Below are 23,260 nucleotides of genomic sequence, written 5' to 3' on the forward strand. Positions count from 1 at the left end.
CGATGACGGGCACCGGCACCGGACCGGGCTCGCACGCAGGTGTGCGCGTCCGGGTTCACGACAGCCGCAACAGTGCTGCTGCGCCTGGACGGCGACGCCGCGTTCAGCTGGCTGCACGCCGGGTGCCGAAACCGGGCCGGCCTGGAGGCGTTGGAAGAAGCCCTCCCGGCCCGCTGGGCACTGGGCTGCACCGAGCCTACCCCGGCCGAGGCGGACGACTTTTCGGGGTAGACGACACCCCGGTGCCGGGCTGAGCTGGGCCCCTGGCCGGGCCTGTTCACACTACTCGACACCGGAAGGTCGTTCTTTTCGCGTGGCGGGTGGACCTCAACTCTTGACGGCCTCTGCGATCCGCAGGGCGGCCTGGGCGGGGGTGAGGTGCGTGGTGTCGACGACCTCGGCCTCGCCGTGCAGCCAGGTGCGGGCCGCCTCGGCGTAGGGCTCGAGGTATTTGAGACGGAATGGGGAGGGGCCAAGAAGGGTGTCCCCCTCGATGCGCCCGCGGAGGGTGTCCTGGTCAGCGTGGAGGACGAAGTGCCTTACCGGAATGGCATGTTGGGCGAGACCCGTGCTGATCTCGCGCCAGTACTGTTCGACCAGGACGGTCATGGGCATCACCAGGGTGCCGCCGGTGTAGTCGAGTACGCGGCGGGCGGTCTCGACCACGAGCGGCCGCCACGGCGGCCAGTGCTGGAAGTTGTCCGTCCCGGGCAGCCCCGGCCTGATGTCCATGAGTGTCTCGCCGACCTTCTCGGCGTCGAACACCCGTGAATCCGGGATCAGTTGCTGCACGAGTGCACTGGTCGTCGTCTTGCCTACGCCGTGGGTGCCGTTGAGCCATACGATCACGGGACCCAACGTTAGCTCTGTGCGGGCCGCGGGAACGGGAACAGCAGAAATCCGGTACGGTTTCGGCGTTGATCAACCCGGAAGGCCCGAGACAATGGATGCCTTTGTTGCGTTGGGTGTGTTGCTCGTCGGCACGGCCGTGGCCTGTGCGGTCCTCCTCGTCCGGCGCGAACGTCACCGGAACCCCGACGACAAGACCGGACTGCTGATCGAGCACCAACGCACGGCCCAAGCCGTACACCTGCGGCGGAACTACTCCAGCGCCGCCGTACACCACGGCAACGGACTCAACCCGACCGACATCCACAAGTACTACTCCTAGTGTCCTGCGCCGGAGACCGTGATCTTCACGGTCGAGGCCTGCATGACAGCGGTGGTGGCTGTGGCGGGCCCGGGGCTGGTGACGTCGTCGGGGGGCGCGTAAGGTGCCCGGATGATCGGGATTCCGGGCACGTTCGCGCAGAGCACTATCGAGCGCGAAGGAGAGCCGGGAGCGGCGTGGCTCGCCGAACTGCCCAGGATCGTGGACGAGCTGCTGGAGCGCTGGGAGTGCGTGCCGGACGGCGAGGTCATGCACGGCGGTGTCGGGGTCATCGTTCCGGTGCGACGGCGGGCCGAGGGGACCGCTGTGCTGAAGGTGTCGTTTCCGCATCCCGGCAACGTCCACGAGCCGGACGCATTCGCGGCCTGGGGCGGGCGCGGAGCCGTCCTGCTGCACGAGCGCCACGACGAGCGGTTCGCGATGCTTCTCGAGCGGGTCCAGGCGTCGACCCTGGCGGAGGTCGAGGACGACGATGAGGTTGTGACGGTCGCAGGGCGGATCAATCGCCGACTGGCCGTCCCCGCACCGCCTGGCCTGCCCCGGCTGCGGGAGCGGGCCGACGCTTGGGAGGAGCAACTGTGCAAGGACGCTGAGGAGCTGACGCACACCTTGTCGCTCCACGTGGTGGACGCCGCGGTGGCGACCGTCCGCGAGCTGGGCCGCGTCCAGCCGGACATCCTCATCCATGGTGACCTCCACGCCAGGAACATCCTGCGCGCCGACCGTGAGCCATGGCTGGCCGTCGACCCCAAGGGGTACACGGGAGACCCCGCTTACGACGGTGGCACGCTGCTCAAGTCGCGCGCGCTGACGCTCCTCGCAGCGGACGACCTGCGCAAGGCTGTCCACCGCACGCTGGACGTCTTCGCCGAGGCCGCCGAACTCGATCGCGAACGCGTCCGGCGTTGGGCCCAGTTCCATGCCGTGCAGGCCGCGTTCTGGGGCCGCCGCCACGGATTCCGCATCGCCCGCAGTGGACCACGGTTGGACCGGCTCACCGAATTCGCAGACCACCTGGCCGAGTTGCTCACGAAAAGCGTTTAGATCGTGATCTTGCTGGTGGGGGTCGACGCGTAGACGGGTACGGCCACCGCTGATCACCGGTGTGTGAAGACGAACGACTATGTGGTGGCCGCAGGTCACAGCGTGATGCCTGCCCGCCGGCAGGAGGCGTTCGAGGGCCTGATGAGCCGGACAGCCGGCCGGTTCGACCGGGTCGAACCTCGCCGTCGCATGCAGCAGTCGGTGCTCGGACTGCTGTCAGACCTGCCGCGCAGGAACTGCAGGACGATCGCCGAGTACACCGGTGCGCCGGAGCCCCGCGGGGCAGTGAAGTTCCCCCCGTGCTCGGACACCTGGACACGGACCGTGGTGCGGGCGGGCCAGACGAGCTGCCGGCCCACCCAGGTGAGCGAGCCCATCGGGCTCCGGGCAAGCGCATCCCTGGCGGGCAGCGACGGGACTTGCCCACCCACACGCGGGGTCCGGGCCGGCTCGCACAGCGGTGCCGCGGCCTTGTGTGCGGGTCTGTGAGCTGTCCCTGCCGGGCATCGACGGGCGGCCGCATGGGTGAAAGACGTCCGAGGGCGGGTGAACGCCGCCCTCGGGGCCGCCATCCTCGCGTACCACCTGCGCCGCCGGAGCGCCTGCCGCCGCTGCGGGCGCGGCGCCACGGCCGTGGCGTCGCGAAAGCAGAGCACGTTACGGTCTGATCATGTTTCAGAAAGCTCGCGCCGCACTGATATCGGCGCTCGTGCTGGCTCCCCTGGTCGTAGCGGTCCCGGCCGCCTCGGCGGCCACCGCCGCCCCGTCCGATCCGCAGGCCACCGAGGCCACCGGCCGGGTGCTCGACTGGCTGTCGCACCTGCCGGGGCGGGCCGGCAACCGGGTGGTCTCCGGCCTGTTCGGCGGCTACAGCGGTTCCGCCTTCTCACTCGCCCAGACCGAGGACCTGAAGACCCGGACCGGCCAGTACCCCGGGCTGATCGCCTGCGACTACGGCTCGAACGGCAGCTCGACCATCGACTCCTCCTGCAACGCCGACCTGAAGAACTGGTCGGCCAAGGGCGGCCTGGTCTCTGTCAGCGCCCACGTGCCGAACCCGGCTCAGCCGGGAATCCAAGGCCTCTACACCCACCTGGACAACTTCCAGCAGCTCACCGACCCGACCACCACCGTCGGCGCCGCCTGGCAGCGGACCCTCGACCAGATCGCCACCGGCCTGGCCGACCTGAACAGCGCCGGTGTCCCCGTCCTGTTCCGCCCGTTCCACGAGATGAACACCTCCGGCACGGGCGCCTTCTGGTGGAGCGGCCAGGACCGGGCCACCTACATCTCCGTCTGGCAGTACACCTACCGCTACCTCACCCAGACCAAGGGCCTGCACAACCTGCTCTGGGTCTACTCCCCGCTCTGCGGCGCCGGCGATCGCGCCGCGTACTACCCCGGCGACGCGTACACCGACGTGGTCGGCCTCGACTGCTACCCGACCGACCCGGCCGCCGCACAGGGGTACGGCGAACTGACCGCGCTGCACAAGCCGTTCGCCTTCGCCGAGATCGGCCCGCCGAACGACCCCACCACCCACGTGCCCGCGCCCGCCGGTTACGACTACGGCCGCTGGGCCGACGCGATCCGCACCCGGTTCCCGGCCACCACGTACTTCCTGGCCTGGAACGACAAGTGGAGCCCCACGGTGCAGCTCGGCGCCTCGGCGCTGATGAACGACCGGTGGACGGTCAACCTGGGCGGGATCAACCCGGCCGCCAGGACCGACCCGGCCGGGCCGCCGCGCCCGCCGGCGCCGGGCACGGCGCTTGAGGGCTTCGAGAACGGGCTGGACGGCTGGGGCGGCTGGCACACCTTGAACGGGCCCTGGGCGGTGAACGAGTGGGCCTCCCAGCAGAGTTACTCGCTCAAGGCCGATGTCGACCTGACCCAGCCGGAGATCTACCTCAACAAGGTCGCGCGGCAGGACCTCAGCGCCTACAGCACGCTCTCCGTCGACGCCCGCACCGCCCCTTGGGGTAACCGGGCCGCCGGCACGACCGCCAAGCTCTACCTGCGGACCGGCGCCGACAAGACCTGGTACGACAGCGGTTCCACTGTGGTCGGCCCGGACGGCGCCGTGCTGACCATGTCGCTCGCGGGCGTGGCCGACCTCACCGACGTCGAGGAGATCGGGGTCCGCTTCGCCCCCGCACCGGGTGCCTCCGGCCAGAGCTCGGTGTACGTCGACAACCTGACCGCCACCACCCCGGCGAGCACGCTCGGCGACTTCGAGACCGGACTGGACGGCTGGGGCGGCTGGCAGATCAAGAACGGCCCCTGGCCGGTCACCGAGTGGGCCGCCCAGGGCACCCACTCCCTCAAGGCCGACGTCCAGCTGGAGAGTGGCGAGGCCTTCCTGCTGCGCCACTACGCCACCCCGGTCGACCTGAGCGGCAACCTCACCCTCACCGCGACCGCCCGCACCGCCCCCTGGGGCAACCAGGCCGCGGGCACCAGGGCCAAGCTGTACGTGAAGGCCGGTGCCAACTGCGACTGGTACGACAGCGGCACCTACCCGGTCGACGCCAACGGCACCCAGCTGTACTTCAACCTGGCCCGCGTCCCCGACCTCACCAAGGTCTGCGAACTCGGCGTCGACTTCGTCCCGGCCGCCGGGGCGAACGGCCAGTCGTCCGTCTACCTGGACGCGGTGTCCATGCGCTGAGTCCTTGAGCTGATGCTCCTGTGCGGACCCGAAGCAGAAGCCGGTGGCCCGTCACCCGCTGGCCGGCACGGCGTGTACCGGGTCGACGCGGGGCCGGAGGAGACGGACAACGCCGGGGCTTGCCGTCGGCGGCCGCGCGGCTGGCGGCGCGAGCCTGGAGGCAGGCGGTCCAGTCGGTGGCGGCGCGGGCGCGCCATTTCACGAGGGTGCCGATGTGGAGCCCGAGGACGGGGGCGAGGACGGCTGGGGGCATGTCTTGGGCGAGTCGGACCACGGCGGTGGCCCGGCCCCGGCGGGTGGGGATGCCGCGCGCGGCGAGGCAGCGGGCCGATGCACCGCCGGGTACACGCAGCACCAGGAGCACGCCGCCCGGGACGCCCTGTTCGCGCAGTCCCACGCGAGGAAGATCCCCTGCACGGTCACCGGGGTCGGTGCCGACGCCGACGGAAGCGGGCTGACGGTGGAGGCCGACAATGTCGCGGCTGCCGGGGGCTCCGGAGCCCCCGGGGCGGTGCTGGGGCAGCGCTGTCCCAGCACCGTCCTGCCTGTGTCTCAGGCTGCAGGGTATGTCCGTTCCGCTGGGACGGTCCCAGGCTGTTTCGCCTGGCAGCGGTGCTCGCGCCGTACGGGCTGGGGCGGTGGGACGGCCCTACTCGCTGCCGGATGACCTCTGCCATGAGGTCTTGACCCTTTGCCAACGATCTTGACGGACAGTGGATTTCTGCCACTTGGTCTTGATTGGTGAGGGAAACCGCGGCCGCAGCCGCGCTGGCTGCGCGATGTCGGTCGGCTGTCAGTGGGGACAGCAGCCTGTCGGTGGGATGTGAGTGGCTCCGGGGACCGTGGGAACTGGGCGTGACCGGCTGTGAACGTGCGGCCCCGCCCGCCTCCAGACCACTCCGAGCTCCGGGAGCCCGCCATGCCCTCCGTACCCCAGGCCCCGCAGTGGGACGTTCACCGACTGCCTCACGCCGAGGGAAAGAGCTTCCTGGTCACCGGCGGCAACGCGGGCATCGGGTATTTCGTCGCCGAGCAGCTCGCCGGCACCGGGGCCACGGTCGTTCTCGGTAGCCGCGACAGAGCGAAGGCCGAAGACGCGATCGCTTCCATCGGCTCGCGCGTCCCCGGCGCCAGGGTGAAGCATGTGCCCCTGGACCTGGCCGATCTCGCCTCGCTCACGGCATCCGTGGACGCGCTCGGGCTGGACCGCCTCGATGCGGTCGTCCACAACGCCGGCGTGGCGCTCGACCATCCACCGCGCCGCGAGACCACGGACGGCCACGAGCTGATGTTCGCAACCAACCACCTGGGGCACTTCGCGCTGACCCACCACCTGGCCCCCCTGCTCACGGCAACCCCGGGGAGCCGGATCGTCACCACCGGCAGCTTCGCCGCCAAGTCCGAACGCCTGGACCTCGACGATCTCCAGAGCACCCACGACTACCAGCCCAAACGCGCCTATGCGCGCTCCAAGCTGGCGCAGATGCTCTTCGCTCTCGAACTCGACCGCCGCCTGCGTGCTGTCGGCAGCACGACGCTGAGCGTGCTCGTTCATCCCGGTGGCGCGCTCGACTCCCTCACCCCTTCGCGCCCGCCATTCCATGTCCGAACCGCCGGCGAGCGGCTGCTCCACCTACCGCTCGGCCTTGTCGTCCAGGGCAAGGACGCTGCCGCATGGCCCGCTGTCCGGGCCGTACTCGACCCGAGCATGCGCGGCGGCCAGATGTTGAGTCCCCGAGCGTTCGGGCTGCGCGGTACGCCCAGGACCGAAACCCTCTGGAACCACCTCGCCGACACCACGACCGCGGCGCGTCTATGGGCGGCCAGCTGCGACTTGACCGGCAACGACCCGACGTTCACCGCACCGACAAGGCTCGGTGAGAGTGAAGGCCTGGCGACTGGGCGCGGTGAAGCGGACGCCTCGACCGGATGGGGTCGGACACGCGGTCAAGAGCGTTTGGCAAACGGTCAAGATCACCTGTCAGAGGACAGCTGGCTGGCTACTGGCCGGGGGCGGCGTCCTTGATGGCGGTGAGCAGGTGGGCGTGGACGGTGGTGGCGGCCTCGCGAGTGGCCCCGTCGGCGTCGTCGAGGTGGGCGGCGATCAGCTCGGCGGCCGCGGCGAGGACCGGGACGGGCACGGTCGCGGTGCGCAGGTGCAGCAGCTGTGCGGCGGCCTTCTCGCCGGGCGTCGACTGAGTGCGGTTGGTGGGGATCAGGGAGTTCAGGCCGCGCGGCTGGGTGCTGGTCACCTGGCCTATTCTCCCGCCCGGGCGGTCCGGACACCGGGCCGGTGGACGAGCGGCTCTGACGATTCATCATCCTGCGTCCGGCCGGCCGGCCGGCCCGCCTCGCCCTGGCCCGGACCGCTGCGCCTGGTCGTCCTGCTCGGTGACTGGGGGCGGTGGCGGGCGCCTGCTGCTCCTGGCCGCCGACCGGGCCCGCCGTCGGCCGCCCGGGCCTGGGACAGTGCTGTCCAGCACCGTCCCGGCTCTGTCTCAGGCTGCAGGGTACGCCCGTTTCGCTGGGACGGCCCCAGACCGTTTCGCCTGGCGGCGGTGCTCGCGCCGCACGGGCCGGGACGGTGGGACGGCCTCGCCGACCGCCGGACGGTTGTCCTCTGACAGGCGGTCTCGACCGTCTGCCAAGTGATCTCGACCGGCCCTGGCCGGCCTAGGGCAGCAGGAGCTTCTGGGTCGGTCCGGAGAGGCTGAGCAAGTGGTCGATGATGGCGGCCACCGGGTCCGGCTGCGGGTCGAGGGCGGTGAAGAACCGGTCCAGCTCCGCCGGGCCGGCCGGGGGAGGGGCGTCGAGGCAGTGTCTTGCCTGGGTGCGGGTGTTGGCCAGGGCGGCCGTCCAGGCGGCCTGCTCCGAGGCGACCGGGACGGGGAAGTAGGCGTCGGCCCGGTCGGCCGCGTCGAGCAGGTCCGTGCAGGCGTTCCGCAGCGCCGCGGCGTCCACGTTGCCGTCCGGACCGACGCTGCGGTCGGCGGCGGCGAGGGCGCGCTCGTACTGTTGCATGATGCTGCGCCCCCCGAAGTAGCCCCAGGCCCAGACCTGCAGACCTGCCGTCAGGCTGTTCACGGGTCTGCGCTGCAGTGCGGTGATGGTCGGGTCCGGCCCGGCCCCGGCCGGGCCGGGCCCGGTGCCTCCAAACGTGGTGTAGCCGACCAGACCGAGTCCGAGCAGGGCCAGGCAACCGACAGCACCGCAAGTACGGCGTACCACACGGTACTTGGGGCTCGGCCCGGCCTCGGAGCAACGGGGAGCGACAGGGGCCCGTCGGCGGATCCGTGCAGCGGCGGCGAACGGGAGCGCCGCCACGATGCTCGCCATCCCCGCCACGGCAAGGAACTGGGGAAGGAAGAAGGTGAGCAGCTGCCGGCCGTTCCCGACAGGGAAGCCGCAGGAGGCTCGCACCGTCTCCAGCGCGGGCACACAGCCGTCGGTCGCGTTCACGGCGAGCAGGACGGTCAGGCCGACGGCCGTCGCCGTGCCCGCGCCGACGGCCGCCGCCGCACCGCTGCCCCGGCCCGTCAGCGCCCCGGCCGCCGCCGCGAGGACCGCACCGCAGAGCAGCAGCACGAAGATCCAGCCGGTGTAGACCGTCAGGGCCGGGACGAACGGCTGCTCGTCCCGCCAGATCCACACCTGGGCCCGGTGCGTCAGGGCGAGGGCCCCGGCGCCGACGGCCGCGCCGCACAGCAGACCGGGCAGGACACCGGCCGCCCGGGCGCGCACCCCGCCGAGCAGCGGGATGACCAGCGGGACGAGCCACAGCGCGACGGTCAGCCAGACGGTCCACCGGAACAGCGCCAGCAGGACGACGATCAGCGTGAGGTTGGCGATGACGTCCGAGGTGGGCGAGGGCGCCAACTGCTGCGAGGGCTCGAAACCGGCGTTCAGGAACGAGAGCGCGGTGGCGGAGGAGTACGGCATCCCGGCGGCGAAGGAGGTCCCGGCCGCCTGCCACCAGCCGTACCACCAGGCGAAGGCCGCAGCGGCGACGGAGACGATGGCCACCCCGGCCGCCGACCGCCGCAGCCCGGGCCGCAGCCCGGCGGAGAGCGCCGCGCAGCCCGCCGTCCACCAGAGCACGGCGGCGGGCACCAGCACCGGTAGCAGCAGCAGGAGCGCCTCGGGGAAGCGGGGCGCCCAGTCGAGCCCGAGGAACTGGCTGCAGACCAGCTCGCCCAGCAGGTGCCCGGCCCCGAACCAGAGCCCCGCGCGCACCCCGGACGGCCGGGCGGCCCCCGGCGGGGCGTGGACCACGCTGCGCCGGACGGCGCCGGCCGCCACGACGGCGGCCAGCACCGCCGCCGGCCAGACTCCGGGGTCGCCCAGCCAGGTCGGCAGGTAGGTGTTCAGGCCGGGGGTGAAGGTGAGCAGGTAGCCGAGGACGGCGACCGACACCCCGGTCAGCACCAGCTGGGGCGGCCGGACCGCGACCGGCGCGGCGGCATCGGCCAGCGCGGCGACCCGGGCCTCCCAGGACGGATGGGTGCGCAGCAGCGCCCGCACCGCCCGGCCCGCCGCCGCCAACGGGCCCCGGCGGCGCTCGGCCGTCCGGCGACGCTGCTGCCGCGTCCAGTAGCCCGGGTCGGCGCCGTGGGCGACGGCGTCGAGATCGGCGTGGATCTCGCGGGCCCGCAGCAGCTCGGCGGTGGTGAGCTGCATCAGCAGCACCATGGCCGCCGCCAGGGCCAGATCCCGGGCCAGCGGCGCCGGCGGGGGAGAGTGGAAGGTCGGCGCGAGGACGGCGGGCAGCAGCTTCCACCCGACGGCCACCACGAAGGGGAGGACCACGCAGACCAGGAACACGCGCCAGAGCGCGAGGGTCAGGTAGGTCAGGTCGACGTCCCGGTTGCGCAGGTGGGCGTACTCGTGGAGCAGCGTCGCCTCGAAGGCCCGGCGGTCCGTCCGGTACAGCGTCACCAGGCCCAGGTCCAGCCGGAGGCTGTACCGTCCGAACCGTCCGAGGGCGACGGCGTTCGCGCTGAACGGCGCCGCCCGGTCCACCACGAAGGCGGGCGTCCTCGGGAGCCCGCAGCGGGTGGCCAGTGCGGTCAACCACTCGGTCAGCTCGGGCTGGTCGAGCGGGACGGCCCGGGCGCGGTGCTGCTTCCAGCGGGGGATGAGCAGGTGGACCAGGACGGCGAGGGACAGCACGCCGACGGTGCCGAGCAGCGGCAGCCCCAACAGCTTCCACGGGCCCAGGTGGGTGTCGATGCACCGGCGGTAGGCCGGAACGCTCAGCGGCAGGTAGTTGGCCAGGCTGGTGTGGTCCGGGTCGGCGCCGGCCGCCAGCGCGCAGCCCCCGGTGGTGTTGTGCGGGTCGACCACCAGCAGCAGCAAGTCCGAGAGCATGGCCAGCGAACCGGCCGTGAACACCCCGGCCAGCAGGACGAAACGCCGGGTCGTCCCGGCCCCGGGCCAAGGGAGGAGGAGCCGGGCACTCCGGTCGCTCATCGGCGGCCCTCGGCACGCCGCCCGGTCATCCGCTTCCCCCGCTGCGCCGCCCGGTCACCCCTCGCCCTCGGCGCTCGGCTCGGGCTCTTCCAGGGCCTGCGGCAGGAGCGCGAGCCGCCGCACCACGCCGTCGGCGATCCGCTCGCCCCGCTCGGGGGACAGGCGGGCCTGCCGCGCCGCCTCCAGCACGCACTGCTCGACCGAGGCCAACTGCTCGGGGGTGAGGGCGGGCAGGGCGACGGGCACCGGAGTCCGGCGGCGGCGGAAGAACCCGCGCCGGGCGAGCCCGGACCGGCCCGCCCGCTCCACCACCGTGTCGACGACCCGCCGGACGGACTCGTCCACGACGATCCAGACGGCCGGAGTCAGCAGGACGCCGAGTTCCTCCAGCCCGAAGCCCAGCGGCTCGCCCCGGGTGGGCCGGGAGCTCAGGCGTTCCAGCACCGTCGCGGGGTCCAGCCCGTGCAGCGACTCGGCCAACGGCAGCTCCGCCGGGGCGAGTCGGGCGATCACCGCGGTGACGATGGCGTCCCGCAGGTGCGCGGCCGACGGCTCCGGCAGGTGCTCATCCGAGGGACTGGAGTTCATGCTGCTCCTTGGCGACCAACTGGTCGACGTCGGTGGGGCTGAGGGGGTGGACGACGAGGTCGAGCCGGTCCGCGTAGTCCCAGAACTGGGAGCTGCCCGACGCGTTCGCCCTGGCCTGGTTCTCGGCGGCGGCCTGGTCGAAGAGCGGACCGCCCGCGGGGTTGTTGCAGGTGAGCTTCCCGCTCAGGCTCGTCCCGGTCAGCTGGTAGGGCTGCAGGCCGCTGGTGCACCCGCCGACCTCCCGGCCGCCGGTGGTGATGGAGCCCACCGTCAGCTCGATGTACACCTTGTCCAGCACGTAGGCCGCCGAGGAGGCGTTGTAGACGGGGCCGGAGAAGGCGACGTTGACCAGGCAACCCGTGTGGCTGCAGGCGACGTTGCTCGCACCGTCGTTCTGCTGGAGGATCTGGACCGAGCTGCCGGTCGTGGCAGTGGTGAGCTCCTTGGTGTACTGCACGACCTTGCCGTACAGCCCGGCGGCGTCGGTGACCGGGGTGAGGGTGATGCCGAGCGAGTTGGTGAGCGGCGTGTGCGCCTCCAGCGACCTCGGCTGTTGGCTCGACGGGTTCTTCGCCATCGCCTTCAGCCCGGCCATCGCCGTGACCAGGTTCGCCGGTTCCCAACGGAGTACCCGGTAGGGGGCGTTCTGCGTGACGTACAGGTACCCCTGGACGGTGTCGGCCCGCCAGGCCGGCTGCCCGTCCACGGTGACGGCGGCGGCGGCCTTGTCACCGACCACCGGAAGGCGGGGCTGCTGGTCGAGGGCCGAACTCAGCGTCGCGGCCAGCTTCGCGGGCGTCACGTAGGTCTTGAGCATCGAGGCCATGTTCTTCTCGTCGTTGCCCGGGTCGTAGGTCCAGCCCTTGAGCGCGGTGTCGTTCCGGTAGCTGAGGTAGTCGTGCCCGGCGACCGTCACCAGGTCCTCGTCCACCTTGTCCGAGAAGTCCGCAGTCTCGCCCACGGAGCCGTACCGCTCGGCGGTGGCGGTCACGGTGACGTCGTAGTAGCCGGTGTACTGGTCGTGGTCCTGGTACCGCACCCCGGGCGTCCGGGAGAGCGCGGCCAGCGCCTGGGTGAAGGGCTCGCGCACCTCCTGCTTCGGGCTGCCCCCGTCCAGCAGGAGCACCAGGACAACGGCCAGGACGGCCAGGACGACGGCGCCCGCCACCGCCAGCCGGGCCCGCCGGCGCCGCCACCACGGCCCGGCCCCGGGCCCGTCGGGGCCCAGCAGCGGCCGGGCGCCGGCCGTCGCCTCGGCCGCGTCGGCGAGGAGGCGCTCGCCCCGCTCCGGCCACTGCGGGCCGTAGACCTCGGCGGCGGCCGCCTCCAACTCCGCCAGGAAGGACCGGACATCGGGGTACCGGGCCTCCGGCGCCTCGGCCGTGGCGCGTGCCACCACCCGGCGCAGCGGCTCGGGCAGGTCCTCGGGCGCCGCCGCGCCGGGGGAGTGGCCCACCGTGGCGGGCTGACCGCCGGTCAGGCACTCAAGGAACACCAGCGCGGCGGCGTACCCGTCGGAGGCGGGCGAGGCAGGCTCGCCGCGTCGCAACTCAGGGGCGCGGTACGCCGCGTCCGTCTCCGCCAGGTCCGCCGTCGGCGCAGCAGCCGGGCGGCCGGTGTTGAGCACCTGACAGTGCCCGGTGAGGTCCACCAGGACGTCGCTCGGTCGGTAACTCCCGTGCACCACGCCCTGCTCGTGGGCGGCGGCCAGACCAAGCAGTGAGTCGCGCAGCACCGCGAGCCCGGCCTCGGGCGGGAGACGACGGACGGCCAGTAACGCCTGCAGGCTCGCGCCCTCCACCGCCGCCATGACCACGGCGACACCCTCGCCGTCCGGCGAGGGGAGCACCTGGTCGATCCGGACGAGATTCGGGTGTCGCAGCGTGGTGCCCCCGGCGGGCGCCGCGAGGGAGTACTTGACCACGGCGAGCGCGCCGGAGGCGTCCGAGCGGACCAGCACGACCCGGCGCGGACCGGTGCCGAGCGGTCGTATCTCCGTCCACCCCGGTACCCGCCGGCCCGGCGCCTGCTGCTCCGGCACCGACTGACCCGGTAACGACCGGTCCTGCTCCGAGCCCTCCGGCATGCCCGCCCCCCGAGTCGGCAGCAATCCGCGGATGCTCAGCCTAGGGCTGCCCAAACCCCTTTGTACATGGTCGGAGTTGACGGCCGGCTGCTGTCGGTCAGGATCACTTGGCAAACGGTCAAGATCGACTGTCGGAGGACAACCGTTCCGTCCCACCGGACTTCGAGCGGTCTCATCGAGGTTCGACCGCACGACCTTGGACGGGGAGACGCGCCGGGCCCGGCGGGCGGGTGGGCCGTGACCAGGCTGATGGCGTCTTCGGGGGTATCGGCGTAGCCGATCACGCTGGAACTGCGGGGTCGACGGATGCGGAACCGCCCGTCGCGCAGCGGGTCGACGGACGGCACCTGAACGATGTACGGGATTGTGGGGCAGCTGCTGAGGCACAAGGTGTGGTGGCTGGTGAAGGGGTAGAGCTGGCGTAGCTTCGGCTCCGCGTGGGCCGCCTCCAGCAATGCCCGAGCCTGCTCTCCGGCCGGCGGGTCGCCAGCAGGTGGAGGCTCAACGACAGTTCGAAGGACATGTCGGCGGCCGGTGCGATCCGGGTGGGTGCCAGATCCCGGTTGGTGAAGTGGATCCTCAGCACCTCCTGATCCTCGGCCCGCCCACTGGTCGACGGCAAGGGATTCGTCCAGGAACGAATCCCTTCCCCCAGGGCGTGAACTGACGCATCGTCATCAACAGTGAAGCCGAGACGGCCACGCGGCGAGTACGGGAGATCCGCCGCAGGGCCGATACCTGTGCAAACTCAAGGAGGGACACCAACCATGCGCATGCACACCTGGAAACGCCGCACCGCCACCCTGGTCCTGGGCGCGGCCGCCGCGCTTGCCCTGACCGCCGGTTCCGCCAACGCGGCCGCCAATGCGGCGACCGCCTCGCCGCACAACACCTTGCCGTACGCCTGCGGCTACGGCAGCAGCACCATGATCACCGACTATGGCATCAGCCACGGTACGCAGATCGACCCCGGCACCACCTACTGCGTCGTCGGCTACGAACTGGTGATGCAGAATGACGGCAACCTCGTCCTCTACAGCGAGAACGGCGCGGTCTGGAGCAGCGGCACCTGGGGGCACGGCGGTGCCTACGCGAAGTTCCAGGACGACGGCAACCTGGTCGTTTACGCGTCCCCCAACTCGGCGCTGTGGAACTCCGGGACCTGGGGCCACCAGAACGCGGGCCTCTACCTGAGGTCCAACGGCCACCTGTGGCTCTTGGACGCCAACAGGGGATGGCTCTGGAACAGCTGAAAGGCACACGCCCCGGACGCCTCGGCCAGGTCGTGAAGGTCAGCGCGCCGATTGCCTCGGACGGAGACCGGCCGACGGCCGGGGCGCGGCCCCGGGTCCCGGGCGCCGACCGGAGGGCGGGTCACGGGACGGCGCCGCGGCCTGGTCGGGGGCAGGGCCGGAGAACGGCGAGCGCTCCACCGTCGGCAGGCGCTCGCCGGTGCGGAGGTCCGTTCACCCGGTGTGCGCCAAGAGATGATCTTGGGTGTCGCACCGCCTCCTGGGGGCCGAGGTGATCCCGTCACGCGCCCTGAGTTGATCGTGGCCGCCGTGTCGGCGGTGGCGGAACCCCGTTCGTGGGGCTGGGACCGTGGTTGCCGGTGCCGGCCCCACGAGCGGGTGTGGTCAGGCGTTGTGCTTGGCGAGGAAGTCGGTGATGAGGTTCTGCCATTCCTCGGGGCGTTCGACCATGGGGAGGTGGCCGGTGGGGATCTCGACGAGCCGGGCGTCGGGGATGTGGTCGGCGAGGTGGTGGTGCAGGGCCGGGGGTGCCAGGTGGTCGGCGGTGGTCGAGATGACCAGGGTGGGCACGCGGATCGCGGCGAGGTCGTCGCGGACGTCGATCCGGCCGGCGAGGTCGGCGTGTTCGAGGGTGCCGTCGGCGATGTCGGCGGCGGCGTAGGTGACGGCCTCCTCCAACTGCTCGGCGGACATGGCCTCGATGGCCTGGGGGCTGAGGGCGTGCGGGAAGAGGAACTCGCTCACCAGGCGGCGGTCGCCGGTGGCGGCGAGCTTGCTCCACACCCTGACGGTCAGTGCCTGCTGGTTGTTGGGGTGGGCCATGGTGGCGGTCAGGGCGAGGGCGGTGACGCGCTCGGGGTGGCGGGCGGTGGCGCGGATCGCGACGGGACCGCCGAGGGAGTAGCCGTGCAGGGCGAAGGTCTCCAGGCCCTCGGCGACGGCGGCGGCGACGAGCTGGTCGGCCACCTCGTCGATGTCGAGGGGGGTGGTGGAGCGGGGGGTGCCGCCGCTGCCGGGGTAGTCGACGCCGACGACGGTGTGCCCGGCGGCGAGGCCGTCCAGGATCGGTCCGTAGGTGCCGGCGATGCTGCTGCCGGCGCCGTGGGCGAGGACGAGGCCGGGGCCGGAGCCAAGGACGGTGCGGGCGTAGGTGGCTTCGGGCAGGGGGCGCTCGGACATGACGGTTTCCTTCTCTTCGAGGTGTGACGGCTGGTCAGGTGGTGCGGTGCCGGGCCCAGGAGCGGAGTTGCTCCGGGGCGGGCAGCAGGCGCGGCCGGCTGAGGTGCGGTGCCGGCCGCGGTCCCGAAGCCGCCTCGTGCGCCGGTGACACATCGGGAGGTCAGGGCAGGAGGACGGCCTTGCCCCGGTTGCGGCGGGCTTCCAGGTCGATGTGGGCCTGGGCGGCCTCGGCCAGGGGGTAGGTGCGCCAGATCGGCACGGCGAGCTCGCCGTCAGCGGCCAGCCGGACCAGCTCCGGCAGGGATTGACCGTCCTCGGCGGTGCCCGCGCTGAAGCGCACGCCGTGCTGTGCGGCGGACATGTCGGCGATGGTGATGACCCTCGCCGCATCGCCGGTCAGGGCGACGGAGTCGGCGAGCACGCCGGCACCGGAGGCGTCGAAGACGAAGTCCACCCCGCCCGGCGCGGCGGCCGTCACCCGCTCCGCCCAGCCGTCGCCGTAGCGGACCGCGGTGGCTCCCAGGCCCCCCACCTGCTCCAGGTCCCGCTCGGCGGCGGTGCCGATGACGGTGATGCCGCGGGCGGCGGCCAGCTGCACCGCGACGGTGCCCACGCTGCCGGCGGCGCCGTGTACGAGCAGGGTCCGGCCCGCCTGCACACCCAGCTGGCCCAGGACGCGGAACGCGGTCTGGCCGACCGTGACCAGCGAGGCGGCGACCTCCCACGACAGGGCTGCGGGCTTGGCCACCGGCCGGTCGAGAAGGGCGTACTCGCTGTAGCTGCCACCAACGGTGGCGCCGAGAACCTCGTCGCCCACGGCCGGACCGGCGCCCTCGCCGACCGCATCGACGACACCGGCCGCGTCCAGGCCCGGGATCACGGGAAAGCGGGCCGGGATGACGCCGGCCATCAGCCCGGATCGGATCTTCATGTCGAGCGGGTTCACCGAGGCGGCCTTGACCTTGATCCGGACCTGGCCCGGGCCCGGCTCCGGCAGGGCGGCCTCGGTCGGCTGCAGCACCTCGGACGCGCCGTACTCGGAGAAGGTGATCGCGGTGGACATCAGGAACTCCCGGTGGGAAGAGAAGCACGCCCCGAATCACTCAGCGCGTGTGATTGCTCTTCCTGTGTATCACACGGCAAGTATGATTTTCGAAGCCCGGCGACTGTGCCACTTGTCACACGTGGTGTGTGATTTATGGGTAGGATGGCCTCATGTCCTCGACGTCCGTCCACCGCCGCAAGCCGACCCCGAGCAATCCACGCGTCCAGCGCACCCGCGCCCGGATCCTCGCCGTCGCGAGGGAACTGCTGCCCGAGGTCGGCCCCGCAGGCCTGACGTACGCCCTGCTGGCCGAGCAGGCCGGCGTCACCCGCCAAACCCTCTACCGGCACTGGTACAACCGCGCGGCGCTGCTCGTCGACCTCATCCTCGAAGGCCCCGACCTCGGCAACTACCCCCGGCCCGGCACCGACGTGCGCACCGTGGCCACCGCCTGGCTGACAAGCCTGCGCGACGGCATCAGCGCCCCCGCCGTCCGCCCCGCCGTCCTCACGGTCACCGCCCAGGCCGACCACGACCCCGACAGCGCCCAGGCACTGGTCCGCATCGTCGAGGACCGCCACGCCGCCTTCAACAAGCTCATCGAGCCCTCCGGCGTCCAGGTCACCGCTGACGAGTACACCCTGCTCTACGGGCCCGTCCTCGCCCGGCTCTTCTTCGACCGCGGCCAGGTCACCGACACCTTCATCGAGGCCGCCGTCACCCAGTGGCTCACCACCCTGCAGCATTCAGGCGCACTGCCGACGGACGGCGACCCGGCCAGGAACTGACCCGGACCAAAGAGCAGACGCCGGCCCGGTCACCCGGCCGCCGACTGGATCACATCATCGGCCCGCGCGCCGGTTCGGCGCCGGCGAATCCGCTGACGGGCCGCGCCGGATAGCGGGACAGTGAGGCGGCCGGGCCGACGGCGGGTCCGGGCCGAGGCGGCCTGCCAGCCCTCCGCCTTCCGGACGCTCCCCAGGAGCGCCTTGCGATGCGCCCCGTGTTCCTTGGCGAGCGCCGCGACGGCCTCGTCCCCGGAGCCGGCGAGCCGGACCGGCAGCATCGTGTGCTCCGCGATGCTGCGCACGACCGGGCTGCTCCCGGGCCCGACGTCGTTCGGCGACAGGAGGCTGACGGCATGCCCGCTGCGGATCACGCGGGCCCACCATCCCCGGGCGGCCAGGAACACGTCCCGGACGCACCGCAACCTGAACCTGCTCGGCCCGCTACGGCTTCACTGCCTCCCCCCCGGCCGCCGGCGCTCTGCGACCCCTGCGAGACCCGGACGCGCCGGAGCCGGACGAAGACGACGACGGGCAGGAGTGAGTGTCAGGAGCCCACCGGATCACTCCGTTACGGGCAGGCACTCGGCGAGCAGGTCGACGATGTCGCGCCAGGCTCGCTGCGCGTGCCGCGGGTGGTGGCCGACGCCGGGGAGCACGGTGTGGTCGACCGGTGGGTGGTGGAAGGCATGCAGGGCTCCGCCGTAGACCGCGAGGCGCCAGTCGACGCCTGCGGTCTGCATCTCGGCGGTGAACGCCTCCCGTTGCGCGGGCGGCATGATCGGGTCTTCCGACCCGACTCCGGCCCACACCGGGCAGCGAATGCGTGCCGCCTCGCCCGGTCGGCCCGTGGTCAGTGCGTTGACTGTGCCGATCGCGCTCAGGTTGACGCCGTCGCGCCCGAGTTCCAGCGCAATCGCGCCCCCGGTGCCGTAGCCGATAGCAGCAATCCGGTCGAGGTCGGCCCGTGGTTCGGCACGCAACACGTTGAGCGCCGCGTGGCCGATGCCCCGCATCCGGTCGGGGTCGGCGAGCAGCGGCATGCAACGGGCCAGCATCTCCTCGGGGTTGCTCAGATAGCGCCCGCCGTGGAGGTCAAAGGCCAGCGTCACGTATCCCAGCTCAGCCAGGGCCTCGGCCCGGCGGCGCTCGACGTCGCTGAGCCCCATCCCCTCGGGCCCGATCAGGACTGCAGGCCGGCGGTCGGCACCGGCAGGGAGCGCGAGGTGCCCGACCATCGTGAGGGCGTCGGCCGGGTATGCGACCGTACGCGTTGTGACCGTCGTCATGAGACTGGACTGTAGTGACCGTCGAGCCCGGTCAGGCCGGTGTTCACCGCTGGCGGACGGTGGGCTGTCCCGGCCGTGCCGCCGGAGCAGAGGTCGCCATCGTCTGACGACAGGCGGACGGGGCATCCAACGAACCCGTGCAATCCGGGAGTTCGCGGCGGCCCGAATCCAATCGGATCCGATGGTGATTGCTGACAGGATTTGACGACAGATAGGGTCCGATCCTCCGGGCGACGCTGTCCACACCTTCGAGACGTTCCGCCCGGTGCGCGGCACCCGGCACATCCTCGACGTGCTCGACGCCCTGCACCGCGACCGTCTCGCCCTGCGCATCCACGACGGCGCGTTCTCCGCCACGGACCTCACCGCCCGCCACCCGCGCACCGGCGAGCTGCTGTCCACGGTGAAGTTCATGGTGCAGACCTCGCCGCCGCCGGCGAACTCCAGCGCGACCTCCAACGGGAACTGACCTATGACGGGCTGCGCGCCGCCGAGGCCAAGGACAGCAAGGGCGGACGCCGCCCCCTGCCCGTGGTGGCTGCCCCTGATCCGGTCCGGCCCGCTCGTCCTGCCGGAGGCCCCCCGCATGACCCCGCCGCCCTGACCGGCCCGGACTGGTACGGCCGGGGCCGGGACGACGCGGTCCACCACCTGCGGGACCCGGCACCGGGAGGACGGCACCGCCGACCGCATCGGCCCCAGGACGTAATTCCGTGGGCCGATGCCCGCGCGGGTGGTCAACCGGTGGGCTGATGCCGCACGAGAGGAGCGCGTGACAGCGTTCCCCTGTGCCCACGGACCAACCGTCGCGGCACGATTGACGATCCGTGACCATGGGAGGGACCGTGACCACCACGCCGTTCACCGGCCGGGAGGGCATGACGCGCCGCCGCATGATGGGAGCCGCACTCGCGGTCGGGGCCGCCGTGCCGCTCGCCGCCGTCGCCGGCCCCGCATGGGCGGACCCGGGGGCCCCGGATGCTTCGTCCGGCCTCCCGCCGACGCGGCTCACGCTGCCCGTGCCCACCGGGCCGCACCCGGTGGGCACGGTCCAGCTGCACCTCGTCGACCGGTCGCGCCCGGACGATATCGCGGGCCCCGGGCACTTTCGCGAGCTGATGGCCACCGTCTGGTACCCCGCCCGGGACGTCGAGCGGTACCCGGTGGCGCCCTGGATGCCGGCCGGAGCCCTTCAGGCGTTCCTTGCCGACGCGGGGTTCAGCGCCCTGGTCCCCCTGGCGCCGCTCACCGCCGGCCACGTGGGCGCTCCGGTGCGGCGGTCGGACCAGCGGCTGCCCGTCGTCGTGTACTCGCACGGTGCGGGCAGCCACCAGGGCGACCACACGATCATGGTCCAGGAGCTCGCCAGCCACGGATACGCGGTTGTGACGATCGCTCACCAGTACGACACGTACACCGAGTTCCCCGACGGCCGGGTCGCCGTCCCGAGCGACAACCCGAAGGCCCCCACCTACCCGGGGGACTACGCCGCGGACCTCCGCTTCGTCCTCGACTGCGTCGAACAACTGGCCGCCGGGCGCAATCCGGACGTCGACCGGCGGCAGCTGCCGGCCGGGCTGCTCGGCGCCCTCGACCCCCACCGCATGGGCGCCTTCGGCTGGTCCAAGGGCGGGACGGCCACCGCCTGCGCCGCGCTCGCGGACCAGCGCATCTGCGCCGGGCTGAGCCTCGACGGCCCGATGCAGATGAACCCGCCGCTGACCGGCGACCTGGACCGGCCGTTCATGATGATGTCCGCCGTGTTCACCCGGGCCACCGACCCCCAGGCAGCCGCGTTCTGGTCGCACCTGCGCGGGTGGCGGCTCAACATCCAGGCCCAGGGCGCCGTCCACAACTCGTACGGCGACAACGAGGCACTCTTCCCGCAGGTGGCGAAGCTGCTGGGATGGAGTGCGCAGCAGCTCCAGGACTCGATCGGCACCCTCGATCCCGACCAGGCGGTGAAGATCCAGCAGGCGTACCCGCTCGCGTTCTTCGACGAGCACCTGCGCCACCGCCGGGGGCACCTGCTCGACGGGCCGTCCCCGGCCTTCCCGGCGGTGACTTTCCTCCCGTGAGCGCCCGGGGCCGCGGCGCCGCGGTCCGTCGCAGGCGCTTGAGGGAGCAGGACGACTGGGCAGAGTTCCACCCGAACCGTCCCGGATTCAGCGCGCCACGGGACGGCTTGTACGACGCGTAGGGGATCCGCGGTCAAGATCGTTCGGCAGACAGTCAAGATCACTTGTCACAGGACGCGGACTGCCCTGTCTCGGCGGGTTTCACCGGTCACATCGAGGTTTGACCGCACGACCTTGGACGGGGAGACGCGCCTGGCCCGGCGCCGTCAGCCGAGGTAGTTGGTGCGGGTGGCTGCGGGCCCGGGCCCGGCGGGCAGGTGGGCCGTGACCAGGCTGATGGCGTCTTCGGGAGTATCGGCGTAGCCGATCACGCCGGAACTGCGGGGTCGACGGACGCGGAACCGCCCGTCGCGCAGCGGGTGGACGGACGGCACCTGAACGATGTACGGGAATGTGGTGCAGCTGCTGAGGCACAAGGTGCGGTGGCTGGTGAAGGGGTAGAGCCGGCATAGCTTCGGCTCCGCGTGGGCCGCCTCCAGCAATGGGACGATGCCCGGGTACGAGGTTCCCGGCGTGCGAATCTCGTGGCGCTTGCGCATCCGTTGCCAGGTCGGCACCAGCCGCTGCCACTTCACCTCGATCCGCAGCGTGCCGCCCGTGATCCGGCGCTGGAGGGTGCCGGCCAGGGCGACGGTGAAATCTTTCCCCTTGGACGGGGCCGGCGGTGTTGGGGTTGATGCCGAACGTTGGGCCGGCCTGGCCCTTGCTGTGCCGATACTGCTCGTAGTCCAAGGCGTGCATGGCGTCGTCCTGGGTCTGCTGGCAGCCACCCGCCTCCGGCCGCCTCCGGGAGCCCTGCGTGGTTTGTGTTGCGGTTCTGACCAGGCGTTATGTGGCTTGGTGAGGCCCTGGTGGGTGTGTTGCGCCTGCCGTTGTTGCACTGGCCGCCGTTCGGTCCGCCGGCCTCGTGCTCGCTGCTGCGCCCCGGTCGTCGGCCTGGCCGCGCTCGCGCCCTGCCGCTGCGCCCTGGTGGCGCCGTCCGGGCCGGGCCTGTTCCGGCCGCCCTGCCACACTGTCCCGTGCCGCACCCGATTCTGCCGGGCCGTCATTTGGTGTCGCGGTCGACCCGTGCGGCTGTGCGGCTGTGCGGGAGGCGGTCCGAGGCCGTCTGATGCAGGCTGGCAGCATGGGTCTTACGGGTGCGGACGCCGGAAGGGCGGGGAACTCCGGGGTCGAAAGCGGCGCGGCGCTGTCGGGGTGTGTTGCGCTGGTGACGGGTGCGTCCAGCGGTATCGGGGCCGCCACTGCCCTGGCACTGGCCCGGGAGGGGGCGACGGTGGCGCTGGTGGCCCGCAGCACCGAAAGGCTGAAAGAGCTGGCAGCCACGATCCGGACCCATGGCGGCTCGTGCACCGTCATCAGCGCCGATCTGCGTGACACCGTACGGGCCCGGGACACCGTCGAGGAGGCCACCGAGCGCTTGGGGCGACTGGACGTGCTGGTGAACAACGCCGGTTACGTTGCGATGGGGATTGTCGAGGAGGTTGACGCCGAGGAGGTCGACCGGATGGTCGACCTCAACCTGACGGCTGTCCTTCACCTGTCGCAGGCGGCGTTGCCGCACCTGCTGCGTGCTGCGGCAGGCGGCCCGCGTAGGGTCGCCGACCTGGTCAACGTCAGCTCGGCTGCGGGCCGTGTGGTGCGCCGCGGCAACGGCGTGTACTCGGCGACGAAGCACGCGGTGTGCGCGTTCAGCGAGGTTCTGCGCCAAGAGGTGACCCGGCGCGGTGTCCGGGTGGGAGTGATCGAGCCGGGGCTGACCTCGACGCACATGGCCACCGGTCCCGGGCTCGCCGCGGCCCGCGGCATGGCGCAGGAGTCCTGGCTCCGGGCGGAGGACATCGCCCGCTCCATCGTCTTCATGGTCACCCAGCCCCCGCACGCCGCGATCAACGAGATCATGGTGCGCCCGACGGCCCAGGAGCACTGAACCCCACCCCGCAGCAGCCGGCCGGACGGCGTCCGCTGCCGGGTCCGCCGGCCCCGTGCCCACTGCCTGCCGCTGCGCCCTGGCCGCCGTCCGGGGCGTGGCCTCGGCCCTGGCCCGGCCCGCTCCGCCCGGCTGCGCCCGGTCGTCCTGCTCGCCGTGGCCGGGGGCGCCGGTGCCCGGCTTCGGCCGTCCCCGGGTGGTGGTCGCCGGCTCGGCGTCCGGCCCGCTTGCGCGCCCCCGGACGGCACCGGCCCGCCGCCTCCCGCATGGCGCAGCCCCCCGCGCCCCGGGGTTACCCGAGTGCCTGCCCACTGGGCGGGCCTCGTCCTCAGTCCTTCAGCATCACCAACGGCAGGCCACTGTCGCTCCACGCGCCGCCCGTCTCGTCGACCTGGTAGCGGTCGGCCTCCAGGTCCGCGGCGAAGTCCTCCAGGAACTCCCGCAGACCGGCGGTCTCGTACCGGGCCCGCCAGCCCTCGTGGGACCAGTCGATGACCTGACCACGGCGCTCGGGAGCGGGCGGATCCAGATCGATGCAGATCACGTCACCATTGCCGATCCCGATGAAGGGGATCCACCCGGCGGACCAGGAGATGTCCCGGCGGATCACGC

At 72.2% G+C, this 23,260-nt stretch carries 21 protein-coding genes and 2 pseudogenes; 11 read left to right on the plus strand and 12 right to left on the minus strand.

Annotation, left to right across the window (positions count from 1 at the left end):
* Positions 1–72: 72 nt before the first annotated feature.
* Positions 73–231, plus strand: a complete 159-nt coding sequence (locus tag ACFC1R_RS28355; protein ID WP_375943323.1) for a hypothetical protein — start codon at positions 73–75, stop codon at positions 229–231.
* A 96-nt stretch (positions 232–327) separates the two neighbouring features.
* On the opposite strand, the gene ACFC1R_RS28360 is transcribed toward ACFC1R_RS28355, so the two are convergent.
* A complete protein-coding gene (locus ACFC1R_RS28360) occupies positions 328–849 on the minus strand; it encodes an ATP-binding protein (RefSeq protein WP_375943324.1) in 522 nt (173 codons plus the stop codon).
* Positions 850–943: 94 nt separating this feature from the next.
* Between ACFC1R_RS28360 and ACFC1R_RS28365 the strand changes: the two genes are divergently transcribed.
* From ACFC1R_RS28365 to ACFC1R_RS28385, 5 genes and pseudogenes are all read left to right on the plus strand, one after another.
* Positions 944–1,171 carry a hypothetical protein gene (locus ACFC1R_RS28365; protein WP_375943326.1) on the plus strand — a complete coding sequence of 76 codons (228 nt, stop codon included), beginning with the start codon at positions 944–946 and terminating at the stop codon, positions 1,169–1,171.
* A 111-nt stretch (positions 1,172–1,282) separates the two neighbouring features.
* Positions 1,283–2,215 carry an aminoglycoside phosphotransferase family protein gene (locus tag ACFC1R_RS28370; RefSeq protein ID WP_375943328.1) on the plus strand — a complete coding sequence of 311 codons (933 nt, stop codon included), beginning with the start codon at positions 1,283–1,285 and terminating at the stop codon, positions 2,213–2,215.
* A gap of 105 nt (positions 2,216–2,320) precedes the next feature.
* A pseudogene (locus ACFC1R_RS28375) lies at positions 2,321–2,491 on the plus strand (IS701 family transposase); the annotation flags it as partial.
* 394 nt (positions 2,492–2,885) lie between these two features.
* Entirely contained in the window at positions 2,886–4,886 is a 2,001-nt protein-coding gene (locus ACFC1R_RS28380; RefSeq protein ID WP_375943330.1) for a glycosyl hydrolase, read from the plus strand.
* Positions 4,887–5,805: 919 nt separating this feature from the next.
* Positions 5,806–6,738, plus strand: a pseudogene (locus ACFC1R_RS28385) (SDR family NAD(P)-dependent oxidoreductase); the annotation flags it as partial.
* Positions 6,739–6,886: 148 nt separating this feature from the next.
* Here the strand turns inward: ACFC1R_RS28385 and ACFC1R_RS28390 are convergent.
* The 5 genes from ACFC1R_RS28390 to ACFC1R_RS28410 form a co-directional block, all read right to left on the minus strand.
* Positions 6,887–7,138, minus strand: coding sequence for a hypothetical protein (locus ACFC1R_RS28390; RefSeq protein WP_375943332.1), 252 nt, complete (start codon positions 7,136–7,138; stop codon positions 6,887–6,889).
* Between the two features lie 421 nt (positions 7,139–7,559).
* Positions 7,560–10,355 carry a M48 family metalloprotease gene (locus tag ACFC1R_RS28395; RefSeq protein ID WP_375943334.1) on the minus strand — a complete coding sequence of 932 codons (2,796 nt, stop codon included), beginning with the start codon at positions 10,353–10,355 and terminating at the stop codon, positions 7,560–7,562.
* 54 nt (positions 10,356–10,409) lie between these two features.
* Positions 10,410–10,943 carry a hypothetical protein gene (locus ACFC1R_RS28400; RefSeq protein ID WP_375943335.1) on the minus strand — a complete coding sequence of 178 codons (534 nt, stop codon included), beginning with the start codon at positions 10,941–10,943 and terminating at the stop codon, positions 10,410–10,412.
* The gene (locus tag ACFC1R_RS28405; RefSeq protein ID WP_375943337.1) at positions 10,921–12,984 is read right to left on the minus strand and encodes a serine/threonine-protein kinase; all 2,064 of its coding nucleotides are present in this window, start codon (positions 12,982–12,984) and stop codon (positions 10,921–10,923) included. Before ACFC1R_RS28405 ends, ACFC1R_RS28400 begins: the two co-directional genes overlap by 23 nt.
* Before the next feature lie 80 nt (positions 12,985–13,064).
* On the minus strand, positions 13,065–13,664 hold the full coding sequence (locus tag ACFC1R_RS28410; protein WP_375943360.1) for a DUF6193 family natural product biosynthesis protein: 600 nt from the start codon (positions 13,662–13,664) through the stop codon (positions 13,065–13,067).
* A gap of 132 nt (positions 13,665–13,796) precedes the next feature.
* On the opposite strand from ACFC1R_RS28410, the gene ACFC1R_RS28415 reads away from it, so the two are divergent.
* The gene (locus ACFC1R_RS28415; RefSeq protein ID WP_375943339.1) at positions 13,797–14,282 is read left to right on the plus strand and encodes a hypothetical protein; all 486 of its coding nucleotides are present in this window, start codon (positions 13,797–13,799) and stop codon (positions 14,280–14,282) included.
* A 384-nt stretch (positions 14,283–14,666) separates the two neighbouring features.
* On the opposite strand, the gene ACFC1R_RS28420 is transcribed toward ACFC1R_RS28415, so the two are convergent.
* Together ACFC1R_RS28420 and ACFC1R_RS28425 are read right to left on the minus strand one after the other, a co-directional pair.
* Positions 14,667–15,461 (minus strand): alpha/beta fold hydrolase, encoded by a 795-nt coding sequence (locus ACFC1R_RS28420; protein WP_375943341.1) that lies wholly within the window; start codon positions 15,459–15,461, stop codon positions 14,667–14,669.
* A 160-nt stretch (positions 15,462–15,621) separates the two neighbouring features.
* Complete coding sequence (locus ACFC1R_RS28425) at positions 15,622–16,524, minus strand: NADP-dependent oxidoreductase (RefSeq protein ID WP_375943343.1); 903 nt, start codon at positions 16,522–16,524, stop codon at positions 15,622–15,624.
* Positions 16,525–16,676: 152 nt separating this feature from the next.
* Between ACFC1R_RS28425 and ACFC1R_RS28430 the strand changes: the two genes are divergently transcribed.
* The gene (locus ACFC1R_RS28430; protein ID WP_375943344.1) at positions 16,677–17,294 is read left to right on the plus strand and encodes a TetR/AcrR family transcriptional regulator; all 618 of its coding nucleotides are present in this window, start codon (positions 16,677–16,679) and stop codon (positions 17,292–17,294) included.
* Positions 17,295–17,323: 29 nt separating this feature from the next.
* Here the strand turns inward: ACFC1R_RS28430 and ACFC1R_RS28435 are convergent, their stop codons facing one another.
* Entirely contained in the window at positions 17,324–17,596 is a 273-nt protein-coding gene (locus tag ACFC1R_RS28435; RefSeq protein ID WP_375943346.1) for a hypothetical protein, read from the minus strand.
* A 258-nt stretch (positions 17,597–17,854) separates the two neighbouring features.
* Entirely contained in the window at positions 17,855–18,580 is a 726-nt protein-coding gene (locus tag ACFC1R_RS28440; RefSeq protein ID WP_375943348.1) for a dienelactone hydrolase family protein, read from the minus strand.
* A 265-nt stretch (positions 18,581–18,845) separates the two neighbouring features.
* Here ACFC1R_RS28440 and ACFC1R_RS28445 point away from each other — a divergent pair, with 265 nt between their 5' ends.
* Positions 18,846–19,049 (plus strand): hypothetical protein, encoded by a 204-nt coding sequence (locus ACFC1R_RS28445; RefSeq protein ID WP_375943350.1) that lies wholly within the window; start codon positions 18,846–18,848, stop codon positions 19,047–19,049.
* Between the two features lie 364 nt (positions 19,050–19,413).
* Positions 19,414–20,658 carry an alpha/beta hydrolase family protein gene (locus tag ACFC1R_RS28450; RefSeq protein WP_375943352.1) on the plus strand — a complete coding sequence of 415 codons (1,245 nt, stop codon included), beginning with the start codon at positions 19,414–19,416 and terminating at the stop codon, positions 20,656–20,658.
* 266 nt (positions 20,659–20,924) lie between these two features.
* Here the strand turns inward: ACFC1R_RS28450 and ACFC1R_RS28455 are convergent, their stop codons facing one another.
* The gene (locus ACFC1R_RS28455) at positions 20,925–21,293 is read right to left on the minus strand and encodes a DUF6193 family natural product biosynthesis protein (protein WP_375943354.1); all 369 of its coding nucleotides are present in this window, start codon (positions 21,291–21,293) and stop codon (positions 20,925–20,927) included.
* 551 nt (positions 21,294–21,844) lie between these two features.
* Between ACFC1R_RS28455 and ACFC1R_RS28460 the strand changes: the two genes are divergently transcribed.
* Entirely contained in the window at positions 21,845–22,648 is an 804-nt protein-coding gene (locus ACFC1R_RS28460; protein WP_375943356.1) for an SDR family oxidoreductase, read from the plus strand.
* Between the two features lie 328 nt (positions 22,649–22,976).
* Here the strand turns inward: ACFC1R_RS28460 and ACFC1R_RS28465 are convergent.
* Positions 22,977–23,260 (minus strand): SMI1/KNR4 family protein (locus tag ACFC1R_RS28465; RefSeq protein WP_375943358.1); only part of this gene is annotated, 284 nt, incomplete at its 5' end.

The sequence above is a fragment of the Kitasatospora sp. NPDC056138 genome (assembly GCF_042264695.1).
In the GTDB taxonomy this organism is placed as follows: Bacteria; Actinomycetota; Actinomycetes; order Streptomycetales; family Streptomycetaceae; genus Kitasatospora.